Genomic DNA, 20,711 nt, shown 5'->3' on the forward strand with positions numbered 1-20,711 from the left:
AAAGGCAGGTAAATAAAATTATGAACATAGTGGAACATTCTTTTGTGAACAAATTGCTTGCACACGATAATCTACAGGATAACTTATCCGTATCAACGCTTGTGGAAAAAATTCTAGGTCGTAAAGAAGGCATTTTAACAGAAACTGGTGCAGTTCGAGCAACAACTGGAAAATATACTGGAAGATCACCAAAAGATAAATTTATCGTACGCGACGATGTGAGTGAGAAACAAGTTGATTGGGGACTTGTTAATAAAGGAATCGATCAAAAAGTCTTTGATAAGCTTTTAGATAAAGTAGTTGCTTACCTTTCACAAAAAGAAGAAATATTTCGTTTTAACGGGTTTGCAGGTGCTGATATAAACTATCGTTTACCAATTCAAGTAATTAATGAATATGCCTGGCATAACCTTTTTGCAAAGCAACTATTTATACGTCCAACAGAAGAGGAACTGCGTACTCATAATCCACAATTCACTGTAATTTCTGCACCAACCTTTAAAGCAGATCCTAATATAGATGGCACAAATTCTGAGGCATTTGTCCTTGTTTCCTTTAAGGAACGAATTATTTTAATTGGTGGAACAGAATATGCTGGTGAAATTAAAAAATCAATTTTTTCTGTTATGAATTATTTATTACCACAGCGGGATATTTTATCCATGCACTGCTCGGCAAATGTCGGTCAAGAAGGTGATGTTGCCTTATTTTTTGGATTATCAGGAACTGGAAAAACAACTTTATCTGCTGATCCTTATCGTCGTTTAATTGGCGATGATGAGCATGCATGGAGTCCGAATGGAGTATTTAATATTGAAGGTGGTTGCTATGCGAAATGTATCAACCTTTCCGCTGAAAAGGAACCACAGATTTTCGAAGCAATCCGTTTTGGGTCCGTTTTGGAGAATGTTTTCATTGACGAGGAAACACGTTTTGCTGACTATGATAATACTTCTTTAACGGAAAATACGCGTGCAGCATATCCATTAGAAAACATCAGTAATATCATAACACCAAGTATAGCTGGGCATCCAAATACAATTATCTTTCTGACAGCTGATGCATCTGGAACATTACCTCCGATTAGTAAGCTTACGAAAGAACAAGCAATGTATCACTTTTTAAGTGGATATACGAGTAAGCTTGCTGGAACAGAACGTGGTGTAACTGATCCAGAAGCAACATTCTCTGCTTGCTTTGGATCACCATTCCTACCACTTGCACCATCCACCTATGCTGAAATGCTCGGTGAAAAAATTGATCAGCACAACTCAAATGTATTTTTAGTAAATACAGGGTGGACCGGAGGGTCGTATGGAGTTGGTAGTCGAATGAAGCTATCATACACACGCGCTATGGTACACGCTGCATTAGAAGGAGAACTAAATACGGTTGAAACAGTTCAAGATGGTATTTTTGGTTTAGAAATTCCGATGCATGTACCAGGTGTTCCAGATGAAGTGCTCATTCCAAGGCTAACCTGGAGTGATAAAAATGCTTACGATAAAGCAGCACAGGAATTAGCGCTCAAGTTCCATGAGAACTTTGAAAAATTCACCCATGCGAGTGATCAAATTAGAAATGCTGGACCGATTTTCAAGCCACAGTAACATACGTAATGGGAGCCAGCTGTGTGGTACAAATAGCTGACATGAATGCAGCTTAAAAAAGTTACCTCATCCCAAGAGGGTTTTATATACTATGAGGCATGAAGCCTAAAATGTTTAACGACATTATCTAACAGACTGGTAATCCAGTCCTAACCGATCTTCAGAATGAGATCGGTTTTTTCTTTGTCTTCACTCATAAAGCAGTCCGCCACTTTCTAGGCATTCACACATTTTTCCCAATAGCATAAACTGTTTTGAAACACATATTAAATGAATCGAAAGGACGGATAGGCATGAAACTATCAAGCTTTATTGCGTTAGTGTCCTGCACCTTTTTACTTATTCTTGCAGCATGCGGAAACGAAAATAATGAAACTACCACGATAAAATTAGCTGAAGTTACACGCTCCTTATTTTATGCTCCTCAATATGTAGCATTAGAGAAGGATTATTTTGCTGATGAAGGATTAACCGTTGACCTGAAAACGACATGGGGTGGAGATAAAACAATGACAGCCCTCCTCTCAGATGGTGCAGACATTGCATTAGTTGGCTCTGAAACCTCGATGTATGTCTACGCACAAAATCCAAAAGACTACGCAGTAAACTTTGCCCAGCTAACACAAACAGATGGAACATTTCTTGTAGCTAAATCGCCAAAGCCAAATTTCCAATGGGAAAACGTAAAGGATAGTATCTTTCTCGGTCAACGAAAGGGTGGGATGCCACAAATGGTTGGTGAATACGTGCTAAAAAAGCATCAAATTGATCCACAAGTTGACTTAGAATTGTTACAAAATATCGAGTTTGCAAATATCCCAGGCGCTTTTGTATCAGGCGACGCAGAGTATGTACAATTATTTGAACCAACTGCAAGTGTATTTGAAAAAGAAGGCAAAGGACATGTAATTGCATCGTTTGGAGAAGAATCCGGAAAGGTTCCCTATACGGTTTATATGACAAAACAAAGTTTCTTAAAAAAAGATCCAGAAACGATTGAAAAATTCACTAGAGCCGTATATAAAGCGCAACAATGGGTCAATGAACACTCCGCTGAAGAAATTGCCCAGGTCATTCAACCTTATTTTGAAGATACAGCGCAGGATATTCTTGTCACATCCATTGATCGCTACAAAAATCAACAATCCTTTGCAACAGATCCAATTCTTGGAAAAGAAGAATGGAAAAACCTAGAGGATATTATGCAGGAAGCTGACGAACTACCTACCAATACACCATACGATAAATTGGTGGATACCGATATTGCCAAAAAAATTATTAACGAACAATAAGGAGGACAATATAGTGTCTTTTCTTACCTTAAGTAATGTTTCTCACCATTATTTTACGAAGACGGGATTTACAAAAGCACTTAGCAACATATCTTTCTCCATTGCAGAGGGCGAATTCATTTCTATACTTGGACCAAGCGGGTGCGGCAAATCAACCATTTTATCTATAATTGCAGGAATCATGAAGCAAACAGAAGGAGAAGTACTACTCCATAACAAGCCAATGGATAGGTCGAAAACACAAATCGGATACATGCTGCAGCAGGATTATTTATTCCCATGGAAAACCATCATAGAAAATGTACTTATTGGACCAAATATTCAAGCAACTGCAACGAAGGAGACAAAAGAAAAAGCGACTTCCTTATTACATGAAGTGGGATTGTCTAATATTGCTGATGCTTACCCCGCTTCCTTGTCAGGTGGTATGCGCCAACGAGTTGCCTTAGTTCGAACGTTAATTACAAATCCTAAAATACTTCTTTTAGATGAGCCATTCTCTGCCCTCGACTACCAAACAAAACTCAAGCTAGAGGATTTAGTTTTCCAGCTTTTACAAACCTACCATAAAACAGCACTACTCGTTACCCACGATATTGGAGAAGCAATCGCAATGAGTGATCGAATTCTTGTCATGGATGCGAATCCTGGAGTTATTGCAAAAGTGTTTGATGTTCCTGTTGAGCTTCGAAATGAAATGCCATTTATGGTTAGACGACATCCTAAATATCAGCTTATTTTTGACAAAGTATGGCAGGAATTAAATAAACATGAAGGAGCGATGTCTAAAAGTTAGTTTTATATTATCCCTAATACAAAGTGGATACATGGCTAAAGGAGGTTGAATAAAAATGCAGACGAAATTGGACCAACAATTATATAAAGCATATCTCGAAAAACTAAAGCGTGAAAAGCGATTCGTTCTTATCTGGCAATTAATCCTCTTAATCAGCTTCTTCGGCATATGGGAGGTTGCAAGTCGATTTTATTGGATTGATCCATTACTATTCAGTTCGCCATCCAGTATCACGACATTACTTATTAGCCGGTTTTCGGAAGGTACGATATTGACGCACATGCAAGCAACTTTACTGGAAACTATTCTTGGCTTTATAATCGGAACTGTACTTGGTATTATCTTTGCAAGTGTGCTCTGGGCATCTACTCGCTTCTCAAAAATAATGGACCCCTACATTGTCATCTTAAATGCAATGCCAAAGGTCGCGCTCGGCCCGATTTTAATCGTTGCACTTGGACCAGGTTATATTTCCATAATTGCCATGGGAGCAATAATTTCTGTAATTATAACAACGCTTGTTGTATATTCTGCTTTTAAAGAAGTGGATCCGAACTATGAAAAGGTATTAAAAAGCTTTGGGGCAACTCGTTGGCAATGCTTTAAGGAGGCTATTTTTCCTGCAACAATGCCAGTGATGATATCTACGTTAAAGGTAAATGTTGGCCTTTCTTGGGTAGGAGTGATTGTTGGGGAATTTCTCGTTTCTCAAAAAGGACTTGGCTATCTAATCGTATACGGCTTCCAGGTTTTTGATTTCACCTTAGTGATGGCTAGTTTAATTCTTATTGCGATTTTTGCTGCCATCATGTATAAAGTCGTAGAAAAACTAGAAGGCTGGCTTATGAAACATACCATTGACGGACAATAAAGAGAATGAGACAAAAAAAGGACATTTGTATCAAAATCTGAACAAAACAATTTTAGTTTGAAAATAGGTTCGCTTTCACCACAGCCACAAGCGCGACATCTGCTCAAAATGACTTTCGCAGTGTTTTCTTTGCCGCGGCACGGCCTCAACTAACACGGAAAAGAAAGCCTGCTTTTCCGTGTGGGTTCTTCAACGTACAGGACGTAGCGGTTTGTCTGCGTTCCCCTGTTGCTGCTCCCACTGGACAAGGAATGCCTCGGCAATGACATATCGCACGCAAAAAAAGCACATTTCTTTTTCAAGGAATCTCCCCCTTTTCAACTACCAATAAATTCATTTAATTGATTTTAAATTAATGTATTTCGTTCGGATATTTTGGATAATAAATTTTTTGACCCAGCCCTTTTCTACTTCATCCTTCTCTATTCATTATGTAATCCAGGCAATTGGAAAGCACATCATCCTTCATAATAAAGCTATATGCTTTATTAGATTTTATGTTATTTGGAAGCGAATCAAGCAATACTGGTCCCGCCGTTTCAAAATACGTCGGTTGTGCTACTAAATTGCTTATTTGGGCAAAATATACATTTTTGATAACATCTCCAGCTTTACCAGCAACAAAATACTGCCCAATATAAGCAATTTCCTTAACAACACCGCCCGTCTCTTCTTTTATTTCACGTATCGCAGCTTCAATAGCAGTTTCATCCTTCTCTACCTTTCCACCAGGAAACTCAAGCCCCCGTTCTTGATGCTTCGTTAGCAACCATTGATTGCGATATTGGCAAATACTCCATACGTGTCTTGGATCCTTTGAAAAAGGCTCATCGTCAAAAGAGAGCTTTACTTCATTCTGATAATAGTCCTTAAAAATATGCATGTTTCAACTTCCTCTATTTCGTTTATTTATCCGTCTATTCTAGCGTCACTTGTACGTAACATTACTTATTTTCCAAGTTTTTTCATCATACGTAAATTCCATTTCAATATGATAATTTCCGTCTAAATCGGACTGATTTTCTTGTATGACTTTAACGGAATGATTATTTAATTGTACCATACGATAGTTATTAGCTTTTTGAAACCATGGAGGTAATTCTGTCGGCACGATATAAAGTTCTCCATTCTCTTCTCGATAATAATAATCGACATAGATAGAAGCTACCTCCGCTGTTGCAATGCCTGCGAATTTGTGGATAACGTCTTCTTTCGTTTGTGCATCAAGCACCCGGTAATAGTCATCGCTTTCCTGCACAAGCGTATTCATAAACTGGTCCGATAATTGAAACAGCTCTTCTTCACTTAATTTTTTAACGGCTTGTCCATTCGATTTTGATTGCTGTTCTTGTTCAAGAGCCAATGTATTATCGGCTTCTGAGTGAACTGTCGCATTTGCATCGTGTTGCTGTATAACAAGTAAAAATAATAACATACCACCTAATCCAATGAAAAGCATTTTCCCTTTTTTATTGTTCATTTTCACCTTTCACCCCTTTTACCCTTCGTTAATTCTACTATTCCCTTAATAGCAATCGCCTTAAACTCAAAAAATGTAATCGACTCCTGTATAAGAAGAAAAAAGGAACAAGATATTCACTATCTTATTCCATCAATGATTTACATATGCTTATCCCCTAATATTCCCATACTTTCTACATGCTCTTTCGTTGTTTTATCTCCAAGTGCATAAAGCATCCGGTAAACCTCCGTTATCTCCTCATCAAAAACATCGTTCGCTTTGTCGTTATGGTAAGCCATAATCGGTACATGGGCACGAAAATAAGTGCCCATGTTCGCTTCTCCCATCGAATCCATTTTTCCTCGAAGCGCTTTAATTTCTTCATCTGTCGCATATATAACAAACACATGATTATTATGATACTTCGTTTGTGAAATTTCATAGCTCCCAACATTTACAAAGTACTTCTTTTTCTCCATACAGCACCTCCTATTATTAAGGTGGCTTAATTTCAAGGATGCATGTATCCTATTTAAAAAGGATTATCTAAAAAAGTATTTTTCATACGAAAAAACCAGTGGTTCAATAAACCACTGGTTATTTTGTGTGATTATGAATTGTTGGATCTTCTAGCAATTCCTTTAGTTTCCAACGTAACAACTTATTCGATGCATTGCGAGGTAATTCGTCTACGAAAAATATTTCTTTCGGGACTTTATAGCGGGCAAGTCGTGTATTAGCAAATGCATATATATTTTCCTTTGTAACTTCTTTTTTCTCCCGCACAATAAATGCAACAGGAACTTCTCCCCATTGCTCGTTCTCTTGTCCAATAACGCCAACCTCCTGAATATCAGCTAGCTCAGAAAGTATATTTTCAATCTCAGATGGATAAATGTTTTCACCACCTGAAATAATTAAATCCTTCCGTCGATCAGCAATGTAAAGATAACCATCTTTATCTAAGTATCCTAAATCTCCTGTTGCTAACCAGCCGTTTTTGATCGCCTTCTCTGTTGCAGTAGGTTTTTTATAATAACCGCTCGTCACCATTGGCCCTTTTACAAAGATATCGCCAATTTGTCCAGGTTTCTCTGTTACTACCTTAAGCTGTGCCGGAAATAGCGATTTTCCTGCTGAGCCAATTTTCGCTAATGCGTCTTTTGGGGCAAGTGTCACAATTTGGGAAGAGGTTTCAGTCATACCATAAGATTGAAAAACTGGAATATGATGCGCTTTTGCTTTTTCCAATAATGCCGTTGGCGCAGGTCCGCCACCAAGGAGCATACAGCGAAAAGTATCGGGGAAACGATATTCTCCAATATTAGCTACTATTTGCTGCAGCATAACTGTAACTACAGAAACAATGCTAACCTTTTTATGTATAATCGCTTCTAGTACTTCTTGCACATCAAATTTATCTAGTAAATATACCGGAATACCGTAAATCACACTGCGAATTAAAATAGATAGTCCGCCAACATGAAACATTGGAAGAACGGTAAGCCACTTGTCGTGTTTATCGACTCCTAGGTTTAATGCGGAGCCAATTGCACTCCACCAATGGTTTCCATATGTATGTATGACTCCCTTCGGAAAACCAGTTGTACCCGACGTATACATGATTGTATAAACATCATCTAAATCTAGCTCTTCTTGAAGATGAACAACCTTTTTCGACAAACGTCCGATGTCACTATATGAAATCACACGTTTCACTTGAAGCTCCAATGCTTTCTCATAATAGGAATCGGCTGCAATCACAATGGCCACATCTCCGTCGTCTACTTGATACTGTAATTCGCTCCTAGTTAATCGTGTATTCAACAGTACAGCAACTGCTCCTAAATAACTTATTGCATGTAACGCGATCATCATCGTTTGGTGATTAGAGGATAATATTCCAACATGCGTACCTTTGTCTACACCAATTGAAGCTAGCTGTTGCGCAAAACGTTGACTGTTGATCTTTAACTCAGAAAAAGTTAAGGAATCCCCATCCTTCGTCTCAATCGCAACTTCGTCTGGCGAAAGATCTGCTTGTTTTGTTAGCCAATGCGGCATTTTTTCACCCACCGAGATCACTCCCTTCCTTCACAATCTCCGGAATTAGAAATCTTATGGTTAAAATAAGACAAAGGCTGATCTTACCATTTCATGGCACACCTCCCGAAGTCGACAATTTATCGATCGAGGGTATTTCATAAAGGAGATCAGCCTTTGATATATCTATTCTTGGATTACGAAAAATCAACGCAGACTATTTCATACAAGCTAAAGCAATCCTTAGCCCACTTATTAACTATGTCATTTTACATAGACTTAGTCCGTTCCACACAGAAAATGGATCACGGGAACCGTGGGAATTGACCAAAGTCAGGCTTTCTTTTTTCCTTAAATGAATCACGGCCTTCCTTCGCTTCATCGGTTGTATAATAAAGCAAGGTTGCATCGCCACCCATTTGCTGTAAGCCTGCTAAACCATCTGTAGCAGCATTAAAGGAAGCCTTTAAGAATCGTAAAGCTGTTGGTGATTTTTCTAGAATTTCAGAACACCATTGCAATGTTTCTTCCTCAAGCTTGTCCAATGGGACTACTTTATTAACCATCCCCATTTCATATGCTTCTTCTGCATTATATTGACGGCATAAAAACCAAATTTCACGTGCTCTTTTTTGACCGACCATTTCAGCCAATAAGCCTGCACCATACCCTGCATCAAAGCTACCTACCTTAGGTCCTGTTTGCCCGAAAATCGCATTATCTGCAGCAATCGTTAAATCACATACAACATGTAGCACATGACCACCACCAATAGCATAGCCTGAAACCATTGCAATTACTGGCTTTGGAATAGTACGAATGAGACGTTGTAAATCAAGCACGTTTAATCGTGGGATATGATCTGAACCGACATAGCCACCATGACCGCGAACAGATTGGTCGCCACCAGAACAAAATGCCTTATCTCCTGCACCTGCTAATATAATAACACCAATAGATGAATCATCACGCGCATCAGCAAACGCATCAATCATTTCATTTACGGTTAACGGTGTAAATGCATTGCGCTTTTCTGGACGGTTAATTGTTACTTTTGCAACGCCATTATATTTTTCATAAATAATTTCTTCATATTCTCTAGCTTTCTCCCATTGTACAGTCATCATTTTCCTCCTCATTATTCCTATGTAATGTACTTTTCAAAATAAAGTCTGTTACTAGTTTACCAAAAATATCAGGTTGTTCAAGATGAATCGCATGACCAGCATCAGGAACAATGGTTAACTTACTATTTGGAAACAACTTATGCATTTCCTGATTAATACCAATGAACTTTTCATCAAGTTCACCTACAAGCAGGAGGACATCGTTTGTAAAGCCTTTTAATTCCTCCCACCAGCTTGGCTGACAGCCAGTCCCCATAAAGCGCAAGGAGTTTGCTAAACCACGTTCTTCTTGAGCAAAACGTTCCTGATGCAGCTTCTCTTGAATCGGTTCTGGCAGTCTTCTTTGACTATGAAATAAAGGGATCTGCTCCCAATATCGAAGAAATTTCTCTAAGCCTTCCTCGAGTATTCGTGCTGCAAGATGATCATCATGTGCTTTTCGCTTGCTTCTTTCTTCTTCTGTATGCAGACCAGGTGAAGCACTTTCTAAAGTAAGCGTTTGGATCATCTCCGAATATAGCATTGCAAAGGATAATGCAGCTCGGCCTCCCATTGAATAGCCTACAAGGTGAATCTTGGAAAGCTTTAGATGACAAAATAGTTCATTGAGATCATGACAGCATGCCTCCATTGTTTTAGGTGTATTCGAAATTGTTTTCCCATGGCCTGGGAGATCAATCGTTATCACCATATATTGGGCTGCATACGTCGCTTTAAAAGATTCCCATGTTCCATTACTTCCCGTAAAACCATGCAGTAAAACAATGGGAACCCCTTTCCCTTTTACATCATACCAATAAATTGTATCGTTCACGGCAAATTGCATCTTATCACCCTAAAACGGCAAGAATTTCTTCCTCAATTTTTGACCACATTTGACGATGCCACTTCATATTTTGTGCTCGTTCGGTTTTCACCTCGACAACAGAAAATCCTTCTGTCTTTTGTGCTCGGTAAAGCGCAGAAGACAATTCATCTTCTTTTTCGACCGTCTGATGTGTTCCACCATACAAATGAACAGCATGGGTAAAATCAATTCCTAAAGGTGTTCCAAATAATAAATCAAAGTGCTTTTTATCCTTTGCTTGTGGCAAAAAGGAAAATATCCCTCCACCATTATTATTAATCAAGACGATTGTTAAGTTCAAGTCATATTGCTTTGCAGCAAGTAGCCCGTTTAGATCATGATAAAATGACAAATCACCTAACAATAACGTTACCTGCGTGCCAGTTGCAGCAGCTCCTACTGCACTGGACACCATGCCATCAATCCCGTTCGCGCCTCGGTTTGCTAAAACAGTTAACTTTTTATCGGTTGCTCGTAAGAATGTATCCACATCGCGGATTGCCATACTGTTTCCAACATAAAGCGTATCATTTTCATCGAGTGCATCAATCGTAACGCGAACTGCATCGCCTTCTGTGAGTTTTTCCTCTGTAGAAACAGATATATGCTTATTGGCGATGGCGTTCATTTTTTTCCACGTTGGCAGCCAATCCGCTTCCATTTCGATTGACATTTGAAGCATCGCCTTGCAAACTGCAATTGGATCTGCATATATATAATGTGCTGGATTTCCTACAGGCTCACGATAGCCAGAATGCCGTTCAATAATATACTGAGGAGCCTGTACATGTTCCTTCATATAAAATAAAAATGCTTTTGAAATGGGCATTGCCCCAATCCGGATAATAAAATCTGCTTGGACCATTGCTCTGATTTTCTCATTACGTAGAAAAGCATCATAACCTTCAATAAAATTGTTCTTGTCGTGGCTTCCTGTCCGCATTTGCGATAAAGGATCAACAAGCACAGGGATATTCCATGTTAACGAAAGCTCTGCCAATACATCCGCCAGTGCCGGATCATCATATGGTCCACAAACAATGACGCCACGCTTCTTGTACTGAAGCTGTTCCTTTAATTCTCCAATCTGAACATTTGTAAGCATTTTAGGTCCAGTCGAGTGAGAAGAAAAACATGCTTCTCTTTCTGCTCCCCATAAGTTATCCAACGTAAAATCTGGTACAAGTGGCTCTCGAAATGGAAAATTCAAATGTACTGGCCCACTATTTTCATCGCTGGCAACATAAACCGCGCGTGAAGCCTTACTTCTAGCGTATCGCAACATTTCTGGTGTTCCCTCAGGTAAAGCCATTTCATGGAACCACTTCACATAATCACCATAAAGCTTAATTTGCTCGATGGCTTGTGGAGCACCAACGTCACGAAGCTCGTGTGGACGATCTGCAGTAAGCACAACTAAAGGAACCCTACTATAAAATGCTTCTACGATTGCCGGGAAGTAATTGGCTGCTGCAGTGCCTGATGTACAAACAATTACAACAGGAAGTTTCGTTTGTTTTGCTAGGCCTAAGGCAAAAAAGGCAGCAGAACGCTCATCAATGATAACCCACTCTGTTATTTTTGGATGTTCTGCTAACGTCATTGCTAATGGCGTTGATCTGGATCCCGGTGAAATAACCGCATGCTGTACACCACTTTTCGATAGCTCATCTACAAAGCTTGCTGTATATCGTGTAAGTGTTTCTGTATGGTTCATAATTGGCCCCCTAGCACAGACAGCATTGGCAGGAATTTCACGTTTGTTTCCTCATACTCTGCTTGTGGGTCAGAATCTTTTACGACACCACATCCTGCAAATAAAGAAGCTTTATCTCTACGGATTAATCCAGAACGAATCGCAACAGCAAATTCACCATGCTGGTTACTATCTAACCACCCCACTGGCGCACCATACCAACCACGATCTAACAACTCGTTCTCGCGAATAAATTCCATTGATTCTTTATTCGGAGAACCGCCAAGTGCTGGTGTTGGATGTAAATGTTCTAACACATTAAAAATACTAAATTGTTCTTTCAACCGCGCTGTAACAGGTGTGTATAAGTGCTGTAAATTTTTTAACGGGTAGACAACAGGCGCAGTAGGAATATCAATATCCGTGCAGTAAGCCTCCATTGCACCTCGGATCATTTGCACGACGAAATCATGCTCTTCCCTATTTTTAGAATCATGTAAAAGTTCATATGCAATTTTCTCATCCTCCGTACTTGTTGAACCTCGAGGTGCAGTTCCTGCTAAACAGGTGGAAAGAAGTTTTTCTTTTTCCAACCTTACAAGCCTTTCAGGAGTAGCCCCTACAAAACAATCTTCGCCATGCTCAAAAGCAAAAACGTAACTATTATTTTGCGTGCGAAGCAGTCGTTCTAAAATAATATGAATGGAAACGTCGGCAGTAAAGGTCAATTTTAGTTCCCGTGCTAAAACGATTTTTTTGGCCTTTCCTGCTTTAATTTCCTTTGTCGCATCAAGGACTAAGTTTTTCCATTGTTCTGGCTCTATCTCTTCTTTAGAAGCGATAAGCGGTGCTTCCTTGTTAGCTTCGTTATTTGTAAATAATTTCCTCTCTTGTCGTTCGAGTTCTTTGGCAAGCTGTACCGGATGATCGTTTTTATGCACACATATATTAAAAGTTAAATAATCAGCCTGCTTATCCTTCGTTAACAGAATTGCTGGAATCCGGAATTGACTCGCCTGAAAGCTGTTCCATAAATCTGTTTTGGGTTTGTCTGGATCAAAAGCCATTCCGCCTAATGCAACTGCACCTGTTCCAGGTACGTTCATATATGGATTGTGAATTATCGCTTCATTCAATAGCTGCTGCCACATTTGCTCTGTTTGTTTAAAACGCGCGGATTCCGCGACAATTTCTGCTGCATTCCCTATTCCAACAAGATAAAAATCTTCTGCAGTACTCGCCCAGAAAGCACGATCTTTTTCCATTAACGTTGCAGCTTCAAAAAACTGGGTTGGATTTGTCCGTTCTATTTTTTTTGTGATGCTAACCAAACGTGCGTCTTCATCCGACTCCAACGATTGGATTGCCTCCTGAAGCAAAGCTTCCATATGATTTGCTTTTATTTCGATCATCTACATTTTCCTCCATAAAATGAAACTTCAATCAGCGGGGCTATTTCATCCGCCAACTTATCCTCCTTGTCGTCGCCACATGGGCTAGAAGTGAGGATCATATTGCATCGAAAACGCATGTCAATGCAATTTCTTAAACGAGCTAGTTTGTATGCTCCTGCAACTTTTAAAAAGTACCATATCTATTTTATTCCCTTTTGCTTTGTTTCTCAAGGAATGGGACGTTTTTCATATATTTCTCGTTCAAAAGGGAATTATTTTAGCATTCCCGAAATGATGTGTAATTGACACGTTGTCCGAATTTCCATAAACTTAGTATGATATTTAGAATGTTATAAGGATAAAATCAGGGGGATACATCAATGAATTCGAGTAATGATACAGATATAAAAAAAGCATTAAATGAAAAGGAAGGATTTCAAGTATGGTGGCGATTGTTAAGACCTCATACATTAACAGCATCCTTTATTCCTGTTTTCGTAGGAACTATGGTAGCCTTATTAGATGGGCCTATCCATTTAGGTGCTTTTTTAGCAATGCTTGTAGCATCTATGCTCATCCAATCGGCTACAAATATGTTTAATGAGTATTATGATTATGTTCGTGGCCTTGACAATGAACAATCAGTAGGAATCGGTGGAACAATTGTCCGCGATGGAATTGCACCAAAAACTGTTCGTAACTTAGGGCTTGGTTTTTTTGCAATAGCGATTTTATTAGGTGTTTATATTTGCATGCAATCAAGCTGGTGGATTGCCGTTATTGGGTTAGCCGGAATGCTCATAGGCTATTTATACACCGGAGGACCACTCCCAATTGCATACACACCATTTGGCGAACTATTTTCTGGTTTTTTAATGGGTACAGTCATCATTGGAATTAGCTATTTTATTCAAACAGGAACAATAACACAAGATATTATTTGGATATCGATTCCAACTGCAATTTTTATTGGATCTCTACTTCTTGCAAACAATATTCGAGATTTAGATAACGATAAAGAAAACGGTCGTAAAACACTTGCTATTTTACTCGGCAGAAAAAATGCTGTTCGTTTTCTAGGGGTTCTTTTTCTCATCGCATACGGACTTACAATTATGTATATTGTGACGGATATTCTTCCAATTTGGTCACTTATTACATTACTAACGATAAAAAAAGCAAGTGACGTGTTAAAGGGATTTCGTGGAAAAACAGCACCATTAGAAATGATGCCAGCCATGGTTGCTACTGGAAAAACGAATACATTATATGGCTTACTTTTAGGTATATCGATCTTAATTAGTCACTTTATTAGCTAACTAAGTCTTGTTTCTATGAATAAAGGGGGATAGGGAATGGACATTCATAATACAATGCTTGAAGCATTAGGAATTGAAGTTGTTTCCATGGATAAAAATCTTGTGGTCATGTCGATGCCAGTCGACCACAGAACCCATCAACCACTAGGCTATTTGCATGGAGGCGCAAGTGCCGCTCTGGCAGAAACCGCTGCTAGCTTAGGTGCGATATTGCATGTGGACCTACAGACAACGAATGTTTTTGGGATTGAAATCAATGCGAACCATATCAAAAGTAAAAGGGACGGGATTGTAACCGCCAAAGCAATTCCTTTACATGTAGGGAAAACAACGATGGTGTGGGATGTTAAAATTACAGATGAATATAATCAGCTTATTTGTATTTCCCGTTGTACGATTGGCATAGTTCCCAAAAAACGCCAATAATTATCTTAAAATAAAAACCTCGGCATTTATCGTCCGTCTACATTGACAGAATGCACCGAGGTTTTTTTATTATATTTTACTAAAGATGGCTTGCTTTTCCTCAATCCATCTGCGCATTTTAATAAACAGTGGAACAAATAGCATACCAACAATAATTCCTTTAATTAAATTAAATGGTAGAATTCCATATAAAACAGCAAGTCGTTTTACACTTTCAATCTTCATTTCTTCCATCCCCATAAACCACGCATATACAGGAAGGACAACCAAATAGTTCAACACACTCATTCCGACTGCCATAACAATGGTTCCTGTAATCAACCCAGATACAATGCTTTTAACACCTTTGTATTTATGATATACAAGTGACACAGGCAGAATAAACATGATCCCCGCTAAGAAGTTCGCGGCCACTCCTACAGGCTCTCCACCACCAATTGTCAAATATAACACGTTTTTTATTGCTTCAACCGCTATCCCTGCTAACGGCGAAAAAATAAGTGCTGCCAATAATGCCGGTACCTCACTAAAATCAATCTTTAAATAAGGTGGCAAAAACGGCAATGGGAAATTGAGAAAAAACAATAGAAGCGATATCGCTCCCAGCAATGCCAAAATAATAAGTCTTACCAATTTAGATGATTGCATCGTAGTTTGCATCATCGTTCTCCTCCTTCATCTCTTTATCGATTCACATCTGGTGATGAAGGATGAGCCTATCTTCCTGCTTGTCATTTGATGCATACAAAAAACCCTAAAGCCTAATCGGGGCTTTAGGGTAATCATTCCACAGGAAAAACATGGCGCAAAAAACACACCATTTTTCAGCTCGACATCTTCTCCCATCCAGACTGTAACTGTCGGTTCTGGACTTACACCAGATCAACCGCGTGGAGCATACTCCTGCGGGTCACGGACTTGAAACATCAAGTGCTTCTTACCGTCGGTCGGGAATTGCACCCTGCCCCGAAGATGGAATCGATATTTTATTGTCACCTTCATTATACATATATATCTATTCCTTGAAAACCTTTTTGCTTAAAAATTATTTCTCACTTTTTCATACTTAAAATGGTGCAGCATCCCATTGGAATGCTGCACCATCGTCACTAATATACGATTTAGTCTAGATTAATAAATAGTTTTCCGTCTGCAACCTTACGGGTTTCATTTTTATAGCTATCCCGTACCTTTACTTCAATTCGTGCTCCGTCTGCATATGCATCTGCAGTAACCGTATAGTAGCCGACGTAATGCCCAGGAGACGTTTCCATCATCGGAAGCTCTGTCGCATTTGAAAGCTTTGCCCCTAGGTTTGTAAGTGGCATATGGATTACATATGTCGCTCTTAGTCCAGGCTCACTGTCAAATTCGATCTTTACACTCTCCCCCGTATTTAGATGAACGTCCTCCACTGGTGTTAGGTTTTCGATGACTGGTGCATTGAATTTAACATCCATTGTCACCTTTTTTACCTTCTTATTACCAGCAAGATCCTGTGCCACTACTTTAATTTCATTTTGACCGTTATCAAGCAAGATACGCTTCGAATACTTTCCATCAGTTACGGTCGCCTTTTGTCCATTTACTTTTACCCAATCGAGATTTGCATCAGAAACAGTTCCTTCAACCGTTACCGTTTCACGATTTGATTTTTCTCCATCTTTTGGATTATCAATGGTTAGGTCAGGCTTCTGCGTATCCAACGTTACAGACACTGGCTGTGATTCACCAGTAGGAGTTCCATCTAATAATGAAACAGCTTTTAATTCATTATTCCCTTCCGAAAGTTCAGTAGGAATACTGAATGTTCCATCATTGCTCACTTCCACTGTTCCTGCTTCAGCACCATTGTTCAACAATTGAATTGTTGTGCCATGTGATGCCGTACCTTCGACAGTAAGTGCCGGTTCATTTGTTACCAAGTCTGCTGCTGGAGACGTGATAACTGGTGTTTCGACTTCATAGCTAACACGCGCTCGAACCATATAATTTCCTTCATCAGCAGGGGAAGCAGACCATGCACCACCAACTCTTTGATAGCTTCTGCCAGCATTCGGTCCATTCTCATCTGTTGCTAATCCAGGAACATTCGGATTTGCTTTCGTCTGAACATATACCATATAGAAATCTCCATCTACGATGATATTATGTTCAGTCAGATCAACTACTGTCCATTCACCATTTCGCAATGCTTCCGCATCGATTGGACCAGCTAATTTGTTTCCAGGTGTTCCATCTGCTCCAGTAGCATCCCAGACCTCAACTGCAAACTCTGTTCCACCTGGAACTGGCCATTCTGTATCCCAGAAACGAAATACACCGTCTGTTACGACAGCAGTATCTTTTCCTTCAGGAAGCGACATTTTCACTCCCCATGCATTCCCTGCATCATAATAGGCACGAGCATTTTCCGCTGTTCCATCATCATACCCTATTTCTCCACCTGGAACGGTATAGAAAGGCTCTAAGGAAAGATCCAAATCAACATTTTGATCTAAAACAACTTCTACCTCTTGGCCATGATATCCTCGAGCCAACACTTTTAGCGTATACGTACCCTCATATGCAGTAATCGAATAGTTACCATCAGCGTCTGTTTCTACAGGGGCTACGTTTGCATCCTCTTTTAATAATATGGTTGCACCTTCAATTGGTTCACCTGTAGCTGCGTCTGTAATTTTTCCGCTAGCTGTTGCCTGCGGCTTTTCTTCTAACGTGAAGTTAGCTGTAGCCGTACCGTCACGTTCAACATTCACAGTCTGCTGATCGGAAAAGAAACCATATGCTTCTGCCTGTACCGTATAGCTACCGGCTGAATGAATCAGTGAATAGGATCCATCTGCTGGATTTGTTTTGACAGAGCGACCGCTTTCAAGCACATTCACCGTTGCCCCAATTGGAAGCAATGATGGACTAATTGGATCCTTTACTAAAGCAGGAGCTTCTTTTTCTTGCTTTGGCTGAATCTTATCAGCATTAACAGCTGGCTTATCTACTGCTTTATCAATCGTCTTTACATTACTTGCATTCGAAAATCCGAGCATTTTATTACCTGGTAATGTAGCCTTTTGATTGATAGAAGTATCTGAAAGACCAACATCATCAATATACCAGCCATCTCTTGTTACACTAGTATCTGAAGTAGCGTTAAAGCCAATATATACCCGTTGACCAGCATAAGCGGATAAATCTACTTCTTCATTTAGCCAGCTCGTAGTTTCTCCTTGAACACGCAGTAATTGCGTCCATTCTACTTGATCCGTAGAAATAAATACGTGTCCAAAATCGTATGCACTTCCAGACGAATACATTTCTAGATTGTGCCAATGCTTGAATTGTAGATATGCATTGCCAGCCGGCAAATCAATTGGTGGCATAACAAGCGTTGCATTCATATTGCTGTCATAGTTACCAGCAAGATTTGTAGCAAATACTTTTTCTCCTGATGCTGCATTACCAGGTCCAGAGGTTGGAATCCCCCATTCCCAGCTATTGTTTTCACCAAATGATGACCAACCAATCGGTTCTGCTTCAAAGTCCGTAAAATAGCCTGTAGAAATCCCTGCTAGAACAGAAACGACATACGTTTCACTTGTCACTTCGTTATTACCGAAATCATTAATGACCCATTTATAGGATAATGAACCTTCAGCAATTTCATTTCCAGGAATCGTTGCACTATAATCACCAGACTTATAATCGCCACTCTTTCTTGTTGCTGCAATCGTCTTCCAGCTTCCGTCCTGTGCTTGATACGATAGCTCAACTGAAGCAACACTAATATTGTCAGAAACTTGAACTGTTAAAGGAAGATCCATGCCAGAAAATGATTCTGCAGGAGCAGTGTGTGAATATGTTGGAGCTTCGTTATCTACTCCTTCTTTTGTAACTGTTCCTTCAATTGTTCCAAGTCCGTCCATGATGGAGGATACAGCATTATAAGCATCTAAAATCCCGTAGCCATACCCATTGTTTGGTGACTCTGTATATTCCTCATCTGTCCTTGGTGTAGCAGTATTCATCAAAATTTGTTCCATCTCATCAACCGAAATTGATGCATTCACTTGTCTTAATAAAGCTGCTGCAGCTGTTACTGCTGGACCGGACATCGATGTGCCATTCCAGCCACCTTCATAGCCACCGCCAGGAACAGAAGAACGGATATTCACACCTGGTGCTGAAATGTCTGGCTTGACCTCATCGTATGGAGATGGACCACGTAAAGAAAATCCAGCAATCATATCATTAATATCGGTAGCACCCGTTGCAAATGATTCCGGATAATTCGCTGGTACGGCAACCGAGCCAGGACCACCTGGATTAAATATTGTCGTGTTCCCTGCTGAAAACTCTGGGAAAATCTCAGCTGCACGCCATGCACGTACTGCATCACGATACCATTCATCAAGACCTGGACCTCCACCCCATGAATTGTTCACAACATCTGGAGCTAAATCTACACGTCCACCTGGTGCTAGAATCCACTCTGCTCCATCTAGTAAAATCGCATCAGAGGTGCTTCCAGCGCTATCAAACACTTTTACTGCTATCCATTTCGCACCTGGAGCAACGCCAATTTGGTTTGAACCATCCGGTTCACTTCCTACCATTGTTCCAGTAACATGTGTACCATGCCCGTGGTCATCAAGTGGCACTTCAGAGCTTGGATTTGTCGCATTGTAAAAGCTAAATGGATGCTCTACATTTCCTGTTGCAGCATCATAGCCACGATACTTTTCTTTTAAAGCTGGATGGTCCCATTGAACACCAGTATCGAGACTTGCTACAACGGTTCCACTTCCATCAATACCCATTTCCCAAGCCTGTGGAGCACCAACTCTTTCAACATTCCACTCTACATTAGCAAGCTCGGATGCTGGTGCTTTTTCGTCTTTTACAATTGTTTCATGTAACTGACGCTTTTCGTTCGGTAATATTTTTTCTACCTCTGCAAAGGAAGCGATTTTCTCAGCTATTTCTTTAGATGCTGTAACCGCCATTCCATTTACAATATGATAGGAATGATAATCCTTCACTGTTCCTTTCTTCTTCGCTTCTTCTAAAAAAGCTTTTACATTTTGCTGTGATTCAAGCGAAGTAGCTTTTAACTCAGATACAACAGCTGAGCGTTGGATATGCTTTGTTTTTTCTGCGGATAAATTTGCTTTAGCAGAACTATTTCGCGCTGCCTTTGCAACCTTTTCAACATCCGCCTTTTCCTTAAATTTTACTAGAAAAGTAGCTTCATTTTTTTCTTTAAAAACATCCATCAACCGTTTACTTACTTTTTCTTCCGCCTTATTTTTAGAAAACAAAGACTGATGGATTTTTCCATTTGTTGCAGCACCTTTATCGACGGATTGTGCACTGACTGTCGGTGTTAATAATGAAAATGTCATTAAAACCGATGCTGCAATACTAAAGGCTCTTCTCTGACGTTTCTTCTTTAATCGCACGCAAATTCCTCCCCTCATTTTTTAAAACCATGAAAAAATGCCCCCTATCCTCCTTTCCCTCATCTTGTTTATGCAAGGTCTAGGTGTAGATGCGGCATTTTGTTGGCTCTTGCTGTTAATGCAACTATAATCGATAAAATTTAAAAAAGGTGTCGAAACATGTCAATAAAAATCAGAATATTCTTAATTGATTTAAAAGTACCATTTTAATCGTTTGTTTACTTAGGAATATAGTCTAGTAATCCCTGTTTTTGCATTCACATGAATATGGTTTCAACCCTTCTATGAAAAGATTCTAGTATAACTATGGTTATGAAACTAGCAGGAAACTTTCTTGTAAAAGAAAGAAAAATGAATCCATTTTCCCAC

Annotated in this window: 16 protein-coding genes and 1 riboswitch; of the genes, 6 read left to right on the forward strand and 10 right to left on the reverse strand. The window is 39.6% G+C overall.

Annotated elements, in window-relative coordinates:
* The first annotated feature begins 20 nt into the window (after positions 1-20).
* The 4 genes from pckA (at position 21) to SPK86_RS14620 (ending at position 4,569) form a co-directional block, all read left to right on the forward strand.
* The gene (gene pckA, locus SPK86_RS14605; protein ID WP_284141483.1) at positions 21-1,610 is read left to right on the forward strand and encodes a phosphoenolpyruvate carboxykinase (ATP); all 1,590 of its coding nucleotides are present in this window, start codon (positions 21-23) and stop codon (positions 1,608-1,610) included.
* A gap of 293 nt (positions 1,611-1,903) precedes the next feature.
* The gene (locus tag SPK86_RS14610; RefSeq protein ID WP_330949710.1) at positions 1,904-2,902 is read left to right on the forward strand and encodes an ABC transporter substrate-binding protein; all 999 of its coding nucleotides are present in this window, start codon (positions 1,904-1,906) and stop codon (positions 2,900-2,902) included.
* A gap of 13 nt (positions 2,903-2,915) precedes the next feature.
* Entirely contained in the window at positions 2,916-3,698 is a 783-nt protein-coding gene (locus SPK86_RS14615) for an ABC transporter ATP-binding protein (protein WP_330949711.1), read from the forward strand.
* A 55-nt stretch (positions 3,699-3,753) separates the two neighbouring features.
* Positions 3,754-4,569, forward strand: a complete 816-nt coding sequence (locus tag SPK86_RS14620; protein WP_284141480.1) for an ABC transporter permease — start codon at positions 3,754-3,756, stop codon at positions 4,567-4,569.
* Positions 4,570-4,981: 412 nt separating this feature from the next.
* Here SPK86_RS14620 and ytkD read toward each other — a convergent pair whose 3' ends face one another.
* The 8 genes from ytkD to SPK86_RS14660 form a co-directional block, all read right to left on the reverse strand.
* On the reverse strand, positions 4,982-5,452 hold the full coding sequence (gene ytkD, locus SPK86_RS14625) for an RNA deprotection pyrophosphohydrolase (RefSeq protein ID WP_284141479.1): 471 nt from the start codon (positions 5,450-5,452) through the stop codon (positions 4,982-4,984).
* Between the two features lie 45 nt (positions 5,453-5,497).
* Positions 5,498-6,049 (reverse strand): hypothetical protein, encoded by a 552-nt coding sequence (locus SPK86_RS14630; RefSeq protein WP_330949712.1) that lies wholly within the window; start codon positions 6,047-6,049, stop codon positions 5,498-5,500.
* A 140-nt stretch (positions 6,050-6,189) separates the two neighbouring features.
* A complete protein-coding gene (locus SPK86_RS14635) occupies positions 6,190-6,510 on the reverse strand; it encodes a hydrolase (protein WP_284141477.1) in 321 nt (106 codons plus the stop codon).
* Between the two features lie 118 nt (positions 6,511-6,628).
* On the reverse strand, positions 6,629-8,107 hold the full coding sequence (locus SPK86_RS14640) for an o-succinylbenzoate--CoA ligase (protein ID WP_330949713.1): 1,479 nt from the start codon (positions 8,105-8,107) through the stop codon (positions 6,629-6,631).
* 272 nt (positions 8,108-8,379) lie between these two features.
* A complete protein-coding gene (menB, locus tag SPK86_RS14645; RefSeq protein ID WP_284141475.1) occupies positions 8,380-9,198 on the reverse strand; it encodes a 1,4-dihydroxy-2-naphthoyl-CoA synthase in 819 nt (272 codons plus the stop codon).
* On the reverse strand, positions 9,173-10,027 hold the full coding sequence (menH, locus tag SPK86_RS14650; RefSeq protein WP_330949714.1) for a 2-succinyl-6-hydroxy-2,4-cyclohexadiene-1-carboxylate synthase: 855 nt from the start codon (positions 10,025-10,027) through the stop codon (positions 9,173-9,175). Before menH ends, menB begins: the two co-directional genes overlap by 26 nt.
* A gap of 4 nt (positions 10,028-10,031) precedes the next feature.
* On the reverse strand, positions 10,032-11,765 hold the full coding sequence (menD, locus tag SPK86_RS14655) for a 2-succinyl-5-enolpyruvyl-6-hydroxy-3-cyclohexene-1-carboxylic-acid synthase (RefSeq protein WP_330949715.1): 1,734 nt from the start codon (positions 11,763-11,765) through the stop codon (positions 10,032-10,034).
* The gene (locus tag SPK86_RS14660) at positions 11,762-13,156 is read right to left on the reverse strand and encodes an isochorismate synthase (RefSeq protein ID WP_330949716.1); all 1,395 of its coding nucleotides are present in this window, start codon (positions 13,154-13,156) and stop codon (positions 11,762-11,764) included. Before SPK86_RS14660 ends, menD begins: the two co-directional genes overlap by 4 nt.
* Before the next feature lie 362 nt (positions 13,157-13,518).
* Here SPK86_RS14660 and SPK86_RS14665 point away from each other — a divergent pair, with 362 nt between their 5' ends.
* Both SPK86_RS14665 and SPK86_RS14670 read left to right on the forward strand, forming a co-directional pair.
* On the forward strand, positions 13,519-14,457 hold the full coding sequence (locus tag SPK86_RS14665) for a 1,4-dihydroxy-2-naphthoate polyprenyltransferase (protein ID WP_330949717.1): 939 nt from the start codon (positions 13,519-13,521) through the stop codon (positions 14,455-14,457).
* A 36-nt stretch (positions 14,458-14,493) separates the two neighbouring features.
* Positions 14,494-14,883 (forward strand): hotdog fold thioesterase, encoded by a 390-nt coding sequence (locus SPK86_RS14670; protein ID WP_284141470.1) that lies wholly within the window; start codon positions 14,494-14,496, stop codon positions 14,881-14,883.
* Between the two features lie 69 nt (positions 14,884-14,952).
* Here the strand turns inward: SPK86_RS14670 and SPK86_RS14675 are convergent, their stop codons facing one another.
* Together SPK86_RS14675 and SPK86_RS14680 are read right to left on the reverse strand one after the other, a co-directional pair.
* Positions 14,953-15,546 (reverse strand): ECF transporter S component, encoded by a 594-nt coding sequence (locus SPK86_RS14675; RefSeq protein WP_443089795.1) that lies wholly within the window; start codon positions 15,544-15,546, stop codon positions 14,953-14,955.
* A gap of 167 nt (positions 15,547-15,713) precedes the next feature.
* Positions 15,714-15,861: riboswitch (FMN riboswitch) on the reverse strand.
* Positions 15,862-16,004: 143 nt separating this feature from the next.
* On the reverse strand, positions 16,005-20,360 hold the full coding sequence (locus SPK86_RS14680) for a S8 family serine peptidase (protein ID WP_443089796.1): 4,356 nt from the start codon (positions 20,358-20,360) through the stop codon (positions 16,005-16,007).
* Between the last annotated feature and the right edge of the window lie 351 nt (positions 20,361-20,711).

The organism is Virgibacillus sp. MG-45 (assembly GCF_036409425.1).
Lineage (GTDB): Bacteria > Bacillota > Bacilli > Bacillales > Amphibacillaceae > LDC-1.